Source organism: Pseudoalteromonas sp. P1-11, assembly GCF_001399995.1.
GTDB lineage: Bacteria > Pseudomonadota > Gammaproteobacteria > Enterobacterales > Alteromonadaceae > Pseudoalteromonas > Pseudoalteromonas atlantica.
Genome location: NZ_LJSP01000004.1, coordinates 452,680 through 465,356 on the forward strand (window position 1 = coordinate 452,680; position 12,677 = coordinate 465,356).

A 12,677-nucleotide genomic window follows, 5' to 3' on the forward strand; every position below is an offset into this window, starting at 1 on the left:
TTGGGGCTTTTTTATTTGCAACACCCCTCAATATTTACTTAGCACGCTAACTAATGCTAAAATACTTAGCATGCTAACTAATGCTAAAATACTTAGCATGCTAACTAATTTGAGGTGGTTATGACTACTCAAAAACCTTTTCACGAAACGCTCGATTTAACCATTATTGGTAACATGGGGCGGGTTCATAGGCTGTGCCGCGAGGCCATCACTTTAGCTGTAGAACCTTTAGGGCTTACGCAATCGCGCTGGACGGCGCTAACCCATATAAATATGTTGGGCGAGGGCATAACGCAGCTTGAGCTTGCGCAGAGTTTAGGAATAGAAATGCCCTCGCTTACTCGCACATTAAAGCAATTAGAAGAGCAGCTATTAATTACCCGTAAAGTTGATGAGCACGATAAACGCAGTAAAAAAATTTACTTTACCGAGCAAGGTGGGGCAATTTTACAGTCGCTAAACGAAAAACTCATTGATATTAAAAGCCAGCTATATAGCGGGCTAAGCACACAGCAACTCGATGCGCTTGCTTATGGCATCGTCAATATGGAAAAAAACGCACTAAACTGTATTAAAAATCAAAGTAAAGAGTAAGAGACACAATGACACCAGATCAAAAATTTACTCGTTATGTAAGGCTTTCGTTAGCGGGTTTTGTTGTTATATTTATTTACTATTTAATTGCCGACATGTTTATGCCGGTAACGCCGCAAGCGCGGGTTTATCATCCTGTGGTGCAAATTGCCCCGCAAATAAGTGGCCGTGTTACTAAGGTATTGGTTAACAATAATCAAACCGTAAAAGCTGGCGATGTATTGTTTGAAATAGACTCAGGCCCGTATAAATTAGCGCTAGAGCAGGCACAGCTCGCCCTTGACGACGCCAAATTACAAAACAAACGTTTAGATACCAATGTAAAAGCACTGGAGGCGCAAATTTCGGCGGCCAAGGCAAAGCTGCACGAACAGCAATTACTTAATAACCGTGGCGAAGCATTATTTAAGCAGCGCTCTATTTCAGAGCAAGAGCTTGAAAGCATTAAAGCTAACTTTGAAGCAAGTAAATCAAATGTCGCCTCATTAGAAGCGCAATTGGCAGAAGCAGTACTTGCCCGCGGCGAAAGCGGCGCGCAAAACTTAGCGCTTCGCCATGCTGCAAACCAATTAGCACAAGCCGAGCTTAACTTATCGTACACCCAAGTGCGTGCGCTAAGCGCTGGTGTGGTTTCTAACTTACAACTACTTGATGGCGCATATGCGGTAACGGGTAGCCCGCTTTTAGCTATAGTGGCTAATAAGGCCGACCTTGTTGCCGATTTTAGAGAAAAATCATTACTAAATATGAAACCAGGTAGTTTGGCGCGAGTGGTATTTGATAGCCGCCCAGGTGAGGTTTACAACGCGCATATAAGCACGTTTGAGGCAGGCGTAAGCGATGGGCAACTCAGTGCAAATGGCTCGCTTAGTAGTACCGAAACCAGTAATCGTTGGGTGCGCGATGCTCAGCGCCAGCGTATTCATTTAGTGATGCCAGATAATGCTAAATTAATTGCTAATATGCCAAGTGGTGCGCGTGCCACTGTGCAACTATTGCCAGAGTCAACAATTGGGCAATGGTTAGCATCGGCTCAAATTAGGTTTATTAGCTGGCTACACTACATTTATTAATGGAGGCCGTATGACTCAAGCTGTTAGCCAAGCACCGCAATTAGACTCAAACGGTTTACGCCAAGCGCTGCGCATAGCCGGTGGTTGCACCATAGGGTTTACTATTAGTAAATTAATGAACTGGCCATACGGTATATTTTTTACTGTTTACCCTATGTTGCTACTTGGTTTAGTACCGGTGTTAAATAAAAGCATTGTGCGCCAGTTTTTAGCCAGTGCCGCCATTAGTATTCCAATGGTTTTAATAATGCAGGGCTTGTTTTCGCACCTTCCGGTACTGATGACCATTATCGTATTTTTAGCGTTTTGCTTTTTGTTTTATCAAATGAGCTCAGGTGCGGCTTTTTTATTTGGCGCACTAGGCGTGGTTGGGTTGTCGATTCAGCTGCACTTTTCAAGCTATGTAACCGGTACAAGTAGTGTATACCCGCTTATTTTAAGTAATGGTTTGGCTACTGTTCTCTCTATTGTTATAGCGTTTGTTATGCATGGTGTTTTTCCTGATGTAACCGCGCGTGCCGTAAGGGCGGTACCCGCTAAAGCTAAAGAAAGCATTCGCCATGAGGTATTATTATGCGCAACGGTTGCTACGCTTTCGTTTGTGGCGTTTCAAGTTCTCGATTTACAAGATTCAATATCGGCGCAAGCCTCATCGGTATTAATTTTGTTTTCGCTGTGCTGGAAAGCCGCAGGTATGGCCGGTTGGCAGCGCGCTATTGGTACATTAATTGGCTGTAATGCCGCGCTGTTGGCGCAAGTGTTATTGTATAATCACTCTGACTTTTTATTGTTTCCGGTGCTTATACTGTGGACGTTATCGTTTGTATTTAGCCGTTTTCATATTATTGGTGGCGGCGCACCGGGCATAGGATTTGGTGTGTTAACCACGTTTGGTATTTTGTTTGGCAACTCTCTAGGTCCCGGGCAAGACCTTGTTTATAGCGCCATGTATCGCTTTAGCTCTGTTGCGGTGGCTATTGTGGCTAGTTTATCTGCGGTGTATGTAATGCACCATATATTAAATCGCTTTAGTGCCACCCGCCATCATACCTACGAATAACCCACTCACGCCTACGGTTAACTATTAGCTGTAGGCGTAAATTAAGCATACTTTACTGTAAAGCCATATAAACTTAGTGAGTTATAACTTAATGTTACCGCGCAGGGCTTTGGTTTGCCCATGTTTGGTTTTTTTATCCATGCGCTTGCGCTGCGAGTTACGGCTTGGCTTGGTTGCGCGGCGGGCTTTATTTACCTTGGTTGCACTTAAAATTAAATCTTTTAAACGTTTTAGTGCATCTTCTCGGTTAAGCTCTTGGGTGCGAAAGCTTTGGGCTTTAATTACCACCACGCCCTCTTTGGTGATCCGAGAGTCGTTTAGCTTTAATAGACGTTCTTTGTAAAAATCGGGTAACTTTGAGCGGTTAATATCAAAGCGTAAATGAATGGCGCTGGCTACTTTGTTAACGTTTTGGCCACCGGCACCTTGCGAACGTATAGCAGTTAGCTCTAGTTCCCATTCATCTATAGTGACAGTATTTGAAATAGTTAACATTACGTTCAGCTCTTATCGACAAAAATGCAGTATAACATTTGTAACTATATTTGTGCTGAATCAGCTTAAGTTATAGAACTTTAAAGTATTTATACTACTTTATAGCCTAAATACACCTAATACTTTAGTTATGTATTGGCAGGCGCTTACATTTAGTTTTTAATGGCTTTAATTAAATAATAGGAAACGCCCAATGAAAAAAATAATTTTATCACTTAGCTTATTAGCAATGAGTTTTTCAAGCCTTGCTGAAGATATTAGCGAAGGCCAATTACAAAGCTACATGAAAGCACTGCCGGCTGTTTCTAGCTGGGCTAGCAGCCAAGATTCGTTAAAAAACCTAGATTTAGCAAGCATGCTAGGTGGCTCTGCTGAACAAAATGTTGAAGAGCAAAGCTCTCTTGCTAATAGCGCATTAAGCATGATTAAAGAGCAAGGTTTATATAAAAGCTTTGCCGATATTACTAACCGTTACGGTTTTTCGCCTGAAGAATTAGTATCTGTTGGCTCAGAAGTATCTATGGCTTACATCGAAAACCTTAAATCGGGTCTTTCAGCTGAAAACCAAGAAACAGCAAATAAAGTAATGGGTGGCCTGCAAAGCCTTAAAAGTGCTAAAAGCAGTGACGCTAGCTCGTTAATGGGCTCGTTTGGTAAGGCTTCAAGCGCGGCTGAAGAATCTACAGACCCACTAGTAAGCGAAAACAACCTTGAGCTTGTGAGCGAGTACATGCCACAGCTGCAAAAGATTTTTGCACTACTATAATTTTACAAATAACCTAAACCTAGGTTAAGTAAACACGTACATAAAGGGTGGTATTTGCCACCTTTTTTAATGCCTAAAATTTAAAAACCTTACGACATTTTACGAATTGTACTCAGCGGTGCTATTCGTAAAATCCAATGCAGAAATGCCCACGGCCAGCTTGGCACAAAGCTGTTGGCTTTTTCTTTATTTATTGCTTTTACCAGTGCTTTGCAGCCAGTTTCGGTATCAACAATAAACGGCACTGTTTTTACTTTTTCGTTTATTTCGCTTCTTATAAAACCTGGATGTACACAGCTTACCTTTATAGGCGTGTGCATTACATCTATGCGTATGCCTTCACTTAATGAGGTAATAGCCGCTTTAGTGGCGGCGTAAACGGTCATGGCGCGCCTAAAACCACGTACAGCACTAATAGATGAAATAGTCACTAAATGACCATGGTTTTGTGCTCTAAAAATTTCCATTGCGGCCTCAGCTTGCGCAAGTGCGGCCACAAAGTTAGTTTGTGCGGTTTGTTTGTTGGCATTAAAGTAACCCGTACCAATAGAAGCCCCCTTGCCCATACCAGCATTTATAATTACTCTATCAAGGCCGTTAAGCTCATCTTTAAAGGCGTTAAATACGCTAAATACTTGCTCGTGGTCGTTAACATCAAGCACTTTTATGGTAATGGTTATATTTGGGTTTATTTGTTCAAGCTCACTTTTTAGCTGCTCTAATAGCTCAAAGCGCCGAGCACATAAAGCAAGATTACAACCTTGTTTTGCAAACTCTTTTGCCATGCCTTTGCCTAAGCCTGAACTTGCACCTGTTATTAGTATGTTTTTGCGCATAATTAGATCCTTAGGTGTATGTAATTAATTTTTGTTGTGGGTGGCACTCTAAAAAGTGATGCTCGTTTAAACTACTTATCGTTAATTTTTGATTTTTTCCTTTGCCGCGCGCCACTACTTTGGTTACGCCTGCGTTTACTAAGCTCCAATTAATATCAATAAAGCGCTCGAGCTTTAGCCCCATTAAATGGCTGGTTATAATGCTAATAGGCCCGCCAGAGGTATAAATAAGTACCTTTTTACCGTGGTTTTCATTGGCTATTTGTTCAAGCGCGCCAAGTACACGCGCAGTAAATGCATTAAAGCTTTCGTTATATTGAGTGCTGTCGGGATTGAGTACCCACTGCTGTATGGCGCTAATAAATACCGTTTTAAAGTATTCCATAGGCTCGGCTTGCTTGCTAAGTGCCGCGCGAACTTGGCTTGGGGTGGCAAGCTGTGGGTTATAAACGGCTAAAATATGTTCGTGATCGTACTCGTTTAATCGCGCATCGTTTATTACCACTGGCGTATTATTAGCACTTGCTAAACTCAGCTCTGCGGTTTGATTATGGCGCAGCATACTGCCAGCAAATAAAGCATCGGGCTTAAGCTGCTTTTGTGCTAAATATTCACCCAGTAGTGTGGCTTGCTGTTGCCCTTTTGTTGAGAGCGTATCGTAATTATCAGCCGAAAAACTAGCCTGCCCGTGGCGTACTAAATATAAAATACACATTAGACTTTACCTTGGTTGTTAATGGCTTTTTTACAGCGCCATAAAAGGTAATGTACAAACACCCAAAAGTGTTTAAAGGCGGGGTTTTTAGTTTGCCCATGGTGATAGCGGTAATAAATTTGCTGCACAATGCCGGCAAGTCTAAATAGCCCGTACACTTCGTAAAAGGTAAAGTCATCTACGGTTATATTCATTTTTTTACAGTAGTAGGCTACTACTTCTTTGCGCGTTAGCATACCCTCTAAGTGAGTGGGTTGACGACGAGTGGCTTGGGCTAAAAAGTCATCTCCTGGCTCTACCCAGTAAGCCAATGTATTGCCCAAATCCATAAGTGGGTCGCCAAGGGTGGCAAGTTCCCAATCTAAAATACCCAGTACGTTGGTGTAGTCGTTTGCATCAAGCACAGCGTTATCAAACCTAAAATCGTTATGTGTTATGCAAATACGCTCGTTACTTGGCAGGTTGTTTTCAAGCCACTTAATGACTTTTTTACCGCTGGGTACATTCCAGGTTTTGGCTTTAGTAAAGCGCTCGCTCCAGCCGCTAATTTGGCGCTGGGTGTAGCCTTCACCTTTGCCTAAATGACTTAAATTGGCCTGTTTGTAATCTACTTTGTGTAACTCTACTAGGCAGTCGAGTACGTTTTCGCACAGCTTTTTAGTGCGCTCGGGCGTGGGGGTTAATCCGCGTGGTAAATTTCTACGCGGAATTATCCCCGTAAGCTTTTCCATAACGTAAAAGTCGGTGCCGAGTATGTTTTCATCGTCGCAAAACGCCTCCATATTTGGCACATAGCTGTAAACTGGTTTTAGCGCTTGCTGCAGCTTATATTCACGGGCCATATCGTGTGCGCCTTTGGCTTTGGTGCCTTTGGGCGCACGGCGTAAAATAAGCGATTGCTCTGGGTATTCTAGGCAGTAGGTCCAGTTTGATGCCCCCCCTGCGTATTGAGTAACACTTGGCTCGCCAGTTAACTGTGTAAGGTGCTGTTTAAGCCAGGCATCTACCTTTTGTGTGTCGAGCTCTTCGCCTTGGCGTACGTTTTTGGCTTGATCTAATAATTGTGTGTTCATTGCTAGCCTTTATTATTTTGATTTTAAACGTTGCATAGAGCGTGTTTTTTTCAGCATGTTTTTAATGTACCACTCAACGGGGAGTAGTTTTTTCATTAAAAAGGCCTGTTTACCTAATTTATGGGTCAAAATTAAAAATGGGCGGTTAAGCGACTGCTGATAAATAATATCGGCAACTTGCTCTGCGTTTATGGGGGAGCGCTCAAAGGCACGGTTAAGCATGGTTTTCATGGCCGGCTCGCTGGTGCGCATGGATTCATCAAGATTGGTTTTAAAAAAGCTCGGGCACACAACACTTACATCTATATTATCGTGGGCGAGTTCGAGCTTTAGGGTTTCGCTAAAACCTATAACCGCCGCTTTTACGGCGTTATAACTGCTCATAAACGGAATAGGGGTAAGCCCAGCTTGTGAGGCTATATTAATAAAGTAGCCACCGCCTTGTTGCACAAAGGCGGGGTAAAACGTTTGGCACACCCGCACCATAGAGAGCAAATTAATATCCATAATCCACTGCCATTGCTCAAGCGATTCGCCCTCAAGCGAGCCGCCCGTTGCTACACCTGCATTATTAATAACAATATCTACGCCTTGCCACTTGGTTTGGATAATATCGTAAAGCCCCTTTACATCTGCTTGCTTGGTTACATCGCAGGCGTAAAAAAAGGCATCGCTTTTTAGTGCTTGCAGCTCACTAATGGTTGTGGCTGCACGCTCGGCGTTTATATCGGCAATACAAATTTGTAAGTTAGCGCCCAAATTACTTGCGTAACTCAGGGCTAACGCTTTACCTAGCCCTGTGGCTCCACCTGTTATTATTAGTCGTGTTTTCATGGTGTTGCCTTAGCGGTATTTGTTAAGTTCGAGGCGCGAAACCATGCCCATATGTACTTCGTCTGGGCCATCTGCAAGGCGCAAAATACGGCCCATTGCATTAAACGAGGCAATAGGAAAGTCGCTCGACACCCCAGCGCCACCAAACACTTGTATTGCCATATCTGAGACCATTTGCAGCATATTAGGCACGACTACTTTTATGCTCGATATTTCGGTCATGGCGTGTTTAACGCCTTGAGTGTCTATTTTCCATGCCGCGTGCAGGGTTAATAAACGAGCTTGATCTATCGCCATACGCGCTTGCGCTACACGTTCTAAATTACCGCCTAATTTAAGTAAGGGTTTACCAAAAGCACTGCGCGACAGCCCGCGTTTAATCATGAGCTCTAAACAGCGCTCTGCTGCGCCAATTGCGCGCATACAATGATGAATTCGCCCAGGCCCCAGGCGCCCTTGTGCGATGGCAAAACCTTTGCCTAACCCTAAAATAAGATTTTGTTTTGGTACGCGTACGTTATTAAATTCCATTTCGCCGTGGCCGTAGGGGGCATCAAAATCGCCACAGGCACTTAGCATACGCTTAATGTTTACACCGGGTGTGTTTAGCGGCACAAGTACCATTGAATGCTGGCTGTGTTTATCGTTTTCGGGATTAGAAAGCCCCATAAAAATAGCCACCTGGGCATTAGGATGACCAAGGCCGGTGGTCCACCACTTTGTGCCATTTAAAATAAGCTCGTCGCCATCAACATCTATGGTTGCTTGCATGTTTGTCGCATCTGATGAAGCGACATCGGGTTCGGTCATGGCAAATACTGAGCGAATATCGCCATTTAATAATGGGGTTAACCACTGCTGTTTTTGCTCATCGTTTGCAAAATGATAAAGCACTTCCATATTGCCGGTGTCGGGGGCATTACAATTAAATATTTCTGATGCAAATAAACATTTACCCATTTGCTCTGCAATAGGGGCGTACTCTAAGCAGGTTAAACCTTGTGCTAGTTCTGCATCGGGTAAAAATAAGTTCCACAGGCCAGCGGCTTTTGCTTTCGCTTTTAATGGCTCAATGTGCTCACTTAGTTGCCAAGTGGTCCAATCGTTTGAATTATTTTTAGCATGGTTATGCGCAACTACTGCTTGCTCAATAGGCAATACGTGCTCATCCATAAAGGCGGTTACACGCTTTAGGTAGTCTTGGCTTTTTTGGCTTGGCTCAAAGTTCATTAGGGTTGCCTGTTTATTTTTTAGTTAACCCAGCATAAAACATTCGCCCCAATGAATTAAATGAAATATATTACCAGTTAAGTGTGAATTGTATTCATAGTATGAGCAGGTAATAATGATTGAAGCTAAAAATATTCAGCAGTTAGATTTAAATTTACTTAAAATATTTGAATGCCTATACCGTGAAAAAAACATGAGCGAAACCGCAAAGGTGCTGTACATAACGCCCTCAGCAGTTAGCCATGCTATAAAACGTTTGCGCAGTGTATTAAACGATCCGTTATTTGAGCGCCAAGGGCAATTAATGCTCCCCACCCCTGCGTGCCAACGTATGGCACCCGAGCTAATAGATTTACTCGAAAAATTACGCCAAGTGCTACAAGCCTGCGGTGACTTTAATTTAGCGACCACTGCGCAAACCTTTAAAATAGCTCTGCACGATGCAATAGAGCCTATTGTTTTGCCTAAATTGCAACTTGCACTGGCAAAACATGCTCCCAATGCAAGCTTAGCGAGCGTAAAATTAAGCCGTGAAGATATGCATAAGCAATTAGCTAATCATCAAATAGATATGGCAATTGATGTAGCGCGGCCAATAAAAGCGCCCATTAGCCATGCTGTTCTTTCAAGTGATCACTTTTGTGTACTCATGAAAAAAAACCACCCGCTTAAAAACCAACTCAATATAGACAATTATTTAGCGGCTAAGCATGTTGCGGTATCTAACCGGGCAACCGGTACTGTTATTGAAGATATTGCGTTATTGCAATTGAGTTTTAATAGGCAGGTGGCTATACGTTGTCAAAATTATTTTGCCGCGAAAGAGGTAATAAAAGACGCGCCATTTTTACTCACCCTGCCCTCTATGGTGGCAAGCCAACTGCTTGACGACACGCTAATAGCACGGCCAGTTCCCACCACTATGCCAGCTATTTATCAGCATTTATATTGGCATCAAAGTACTGATAAAGACGACGCTTTAGTATGGTTACGCGGGCAAGTGCAGCCTATTTTTAAACGTTAATAGTTATAATAAAAGCGCCAAACTTAGTGAACTAAATTTGGCGCTTCGCGTTTTTTTAAGCGTTTACAAAGCGTTTGTTTTTAAACTTAAGCCCAGCAATTAATAATAGCGGCCCAATAAACATGGCAAGGCCATATACACCGCCCGTTACTGCGTATTCGGGCTTATTTAAAAAGCTTATAGCAATTAAAATAGCCAGTGATGCGTTTTGAATCCCTACCTCAATCCCAAGTGTTAGTGAATCGGTCAGGTTAAGGTTTGAAAGCTTAGCTATGAGCAAGCCAATGACCATTGAGCCAATATTTAATGCAAGGCAGGCCCAAAATACAGCATCAAACGAGCTTGCCAGTAAGGCGCGTTCTTTTATTACTAGCGCGGCTATCATGGCGAGCATAAAAAATAACGAAAAACGCCTAAAAAACGGCTCGCTTTTAATCGCAAATTCGCTTTTAAAATGGCGCAGGCTTATCCCTATGGCTACAGGTACTAATGTAATGACAAACAGCCCAAGCGATGTGGTTAATATAGAAAAATTAGCATCGTCTTGCGGCGCAAATTGGTGCATGGCAAAGCCAATAATAAACGGTGTGGTAATAATGCTAATAGCAGTTGAGGCAGCGGTTAAGCTTACCGAAAGCGCTAAATTAGCCTTTGCCAGCTGGCTCACTACGTTTGACATAGTACCACCCGGGCACGCGGCTAAAATCATTAACCCTATTGCTATAGGCGTGGGTAAATTAAGTAAATAACACAAACCTAAAGCCAGTAGCGGCATGGCAATAATTTGGCCTAGTAAGCCCATAGCAATTGCTAAGGGCTTTTTAAAAAGCCGCGTAAAGTCGCCAACTGTAAGCCCAAGCCCCATGCCAAACATAATAAGGGCAAGGGCGAGTGGGAGTATGATTTCTGTTAAAAATGATGCGTTCAAATTAGGCGGCCTCTGTTGTTTTTAATGCCAGCACTTCGTAGTTAAATGAGTACGGGGTTAGCAGCGTTTTTATCTGTTGTTGCAGCGCGTTTAACTCATCTTCATTAACTAAAATTGTGGCTTTTATGCCTAACTTTTTATCAGCAAACACATTTATTTGCACGGTTTTGTTGATTAATTGCTCGCTAAGAGCCTCTGTAATGGTTTGTTTTATTTCTAGGCAAACCAGTTCGGGCTTATAAATTTTACCTACGGCAGTAAGCGGTATTTCATCAATTATATAAATAGCTTTTGGTATTGCTGCCTGCTCAGGTATGTTGGCGCTAACATACGCGGTGAGATCATCAAGCTTAAGCGTGCTATGTGGGCTAAGCGTTACGTAAAGTACCGGCACTTCTCCTGCGTAGCTGTCGGGGCGTGGCACGGCGGCTGCAAGTGTTACATCGGGGTGGCTGGTTGCGGCATCTTCTATCATTTTGGGGTCTATATTGTGCCCGCCACGTATTATTAGCTCTTTTTGTCTACCACATAAAGATACATACCCGCTCTCATCTATTTTTCCTAAATCGCCGGTTCTAAAATACTGTTGGCCGTTTTCATCAACTACCCATGCGCCTTGGTTATGGGCATCTTCTACATAACCCGGAAATACGTTATTACCGGTTATTATTATTTCGCCAACATCGAGTGTATCGCAAATTTTAACAAGCGTGCCTTGCTCGTTTATATCGGCAATTTTAAGTGTAATACCGGGTATTGGCAGCCCTACAGAAGCCTCTTTATTAATCGGGTTTACAGGCATTAACGTACTTACTGAGCTGCCCTCAGTTGAGCCATAACCCTCTACCAGTGGGGTGTTTGTGAGTTTAGTAAACAGGGCTTGTAAATCTGATGAAAGCGGCGCGGCCCCACAAATAGCAAACTTCATTTTAAGCGGTGGCACCGATATTTTTTGCGAGGTAATTTGCTCAACCATAGCAGCGTAAACCGTAGGTACGGCGGTCATAACGGCTACATCGTAATTATTAATTAGGGTGAGTAAGTTTTGAATGATGTTTTTACCTCTAAAGCCAGAAGGGCTTGCGAGTAAAATTTTACAGCCTTTCATTACCGAGGCTATGCCTGTGGCTACCGCCGCATTTACATGAAATATGGGCAAACCTACTAGCATGGTATCGCCTGCGTTTACTGGCGAAAGTAAATTAACCTGCCCTGCATTGGTGAGCTGGTTTAAGTGCAAGTGCTTGGCAAGTTTTGGTAGGCCGGTGGTACCACCCGTATGAAAATACGCGCACACATCGCTTTGCTCAGGCAAAATAAAATTAGCTGCTTGCGTATTTTGCGCCGCGAGTAACTTTTTAAACCCATACACGGGTACTTTATTATTTTGCGAGCACGCTATGTCGTCACCAAATAAGCTAATAACCGCTTTTAGGCCGGGTATATGCTCTTTAATTGCCATTACTTTTTGCCAAATATCGCTACCAGGGACTGGGCCTAGGGCAATGATTACTTTGGTATTGGCTGAGATCATAATTTCTTTCATTATGGACTCATCAAGCAAGGGGTTTATGGGGTTTGCAATGCCTGCGGCCTCTGCTGCCCAAAGCGATACATAGGTTTCAGGGAAGTTAGGTAGCACCAGCGAGGTAACCTCGGTTTTTGTAATACCCAACGAGTGCAATGCATTGCCAAGCCCTGTTACGTTTTTTGCGAGCGCTTTGTAGCTCATTTTACGGTGCGGATTAGCAAAGCTTTTACCTTTAAAGGTCATTAAAATGCGGTGAATTAGCTTTTTTGCAAACGGAATTTGCGCTTCGCTAATGCAGTCGCCATCTAAAATGTATTCAATAGCGGTTGCATCACCAAAGTTTTTTGCCGATTGTAAAATGGCATGATAAGTAGAGCGAGGAAGTTGCTCTGGTGATATTTCAGCAAGGTTTAAATTGCCAACATCGGCGTGGTTTTTAATTGTTGTTATATTCATAAAACCCTCAACGTATCTTTATAATGTGTGTGTTTGCGTGTGAGTGCATAGTATTTAAACGC

General features: G+C 43.0%; 13 protein-coding genes. 5 read left to right on the forward strand and 8 right to left on the reverse strand.

Features of this window, described 5'->3' with window-relative positions; genetic code table 11:
- Positions 1 to 120 precede the first annotated feature (120 nt).
- Genes AN390_RS10240 through AN390_RS10250 form a run of 3 tightly spaced genes read left to right on the forward strand, consistent with a single transcriptional unit; the run spans position 121 to position 2,727 of the window.
- Entirely contained in the window at positions 121 to 594 is a 474-nt protein-coding gene (locus AN390_RS10240; protein WP_054982034.1) for a MarR family transcriptional regulator, read from the forward strand.
- An 8-nt stretch (positions 595 to 602) separates the two neighbouring features.
- Complete coding sequence (locus AN390_RS10245) at positions 603 to 1,667, forward strand: HlyD family secretion protein (protein WP_055254297.1); 1,065 nt, start codon at positions 603 to 605, stop codon at positions 1,665 to 1,667.
- Positions 1,668 to 1,677: 10 nt separating this feature from the next.
- Positions 1,678 to 2,727 (forward strand): DUF2955 domain-containing protein, encoded by a 1,050-nt coding sequence (locus AN390_RS10250; RefSeq protein ID WP_004586263.1) that lies wholly within the window; start codon positions 1,678 to 1,680, stop codon positions 2,725 to 2,727.
- A gap of 81 nt (positions 2,728 to 2,808) precedes the next feature.
- Here AN390_RS10250 and arfB read toward each other — a convergent pair whose 3' ends face one another.
- Entirely contained in the window at positions 2,809 to 3,222 is a 414-nt protein-coding gene (gene arfB, locus AN390_RS10255; RefSeq protein ID WP_024033019.1) for an alternative ribosome rescue aminoacyl-tRNA hydrolase ArfB, read from the reverse strand.
- Positions 3,223 to 3,415: 193 nt separating this feature from the next.
- Between arfB and AN390_RS10260 the strand changes: the two genes are divergently transcribed.
- Complete coding sequence (locus AN390_RS10260) at positions 3,416 to 3,988, forward strand: hypothetical protein (RefSeq protein WP_055254299.1); 573 nt, start codon at positions 3,416 to 3,418, stop codon at positions 3,986 to 3,988.
- Between the two features lie 89 nt (positions 3,989 to 4,077).
- Here AN390_RS10260 and AN390_RS10265 read toward each other — a convergent pair whose 3' ends face one another.
- Genes AN390_RS10265 through AN390_RS10285 form a run of 5 tightly spaced genes read right to left on the reverse strand, consistent with a single transcriptional unit; the run spans position 4,078 to position 8,676 of the window.
- Entirely contained in the window at positions 4,078 to 4,824 is a 747-nt protein-coding gene (locus AN390_RS10265) for an SDR family oxidoreductase (RefSeq protein ID WP_173644032.1), read from the reverse strand.
- 10 nt (positions 4,825 to 4,834) lie between these two features.
- Complete coding sequence (locus tag AN390_RS10270) at positions 4,835 to 5,539, reverse strand: histidine phosphatase family protein (protein WP_055254303.1); 705 nt, start codon at positions 5,537 to 5,539, stop codon at positions 4,835 to 4,837.
- Positions 5,539 to 6,612 carry a phosphotransferase family protein gene (locus tag AN390_RS10275; protein ID WP_055254305.1) on the reverse strand — a complete coding sequence of 358 codons (1,074 nt, stop codon included), beginning with the start codon at positions 6,610 to 6,612 and terminating at the stop codon, positions 5,539 to 5,541. Before AN390_RS10275 ends, AN390_RS10270 begins: the two co-directional genes overlap by 1 nt.
- Positions 6,613 to 6,624: 12 nt before the next feature.
- The gene (locus AN390_RS10280) at positions 6,625 to 7,446 is read right to left on the reverse strand and encodes an SDR family oxidoreductase (protein ID WP_055254307.1); all 822 of its coding nucleotides are present in this window, start codon (positions 7,444 to 7,446) and stop codon (positions 6,625 to 6,627) included.
- A gap of 9 nt (positions 7,447 to 7,455) precedes the next feature.
- On the reverse strand, positions 7,456 to 8,676 hold the full coding sequence (locus AN390_RS10285; RefSeq protein WP_029772866.1) for an acyl-CoA dehydrogenase family protein: 1,221 nt from the start codon (positions 8,674 to 8,676) through the stop codon (positions 7,456 to 7,458).
- A 115-nt stretch (positions 8,677 to 8,791) separates the two neighbouring features.
- Between AN390_RS10285 and AN390_RS10290 the strand changes: the two genes are divergently transcribed.
- Positions 8,792 to 9,700: a LysR family transcriptional regulator gene (locus AN390_RS10290; RefSeq protein ID WP_024033013.1), complete on the forward strand. Its 909-nt coding sequence runs from the start codon at positions 8,792 to 8,794 to the stop codon at positions 9,698 to 9,700.
- A 55-nt stretch (positions 9,701 to 9,755) separates the two neighbouring features.
- On the opposite strand, the gene AN390_RS10295 is transcribed toward AN390_RS10290, so the two are convergent.
- Together AN390_RS10295 and AN390_RS10300 are read right to left on the reverse strand one after the other, a co-directional pair.
- Positions 9,756 to 10,628 (reverse strand): bile acid:sodium symporter family protein, encoded by an 873-nt coding sequence (locus tag AN390_RS10295; RefSeq protein WP_055254309.1) that lies wholly within the window; start codon positions 10,626 to 10,628, stop codon positions 9,756 to 9,758.
- 1 nt (position 10,629) lies between these two features.
- On the reverse strand, positions 10,630 to 12,615 hold the full coding sequence (locus AN390_RS10300; RefSeq protein ID WP_055254311.1) for an AMP-binding protein: 1,986 nt from the start codon (positions 12,613 to 12,615) through the stop codon (positions 10,630 to 10,632).
- Positions 12,616 to 12,677 lie beyond the last annotated feature (62 nt).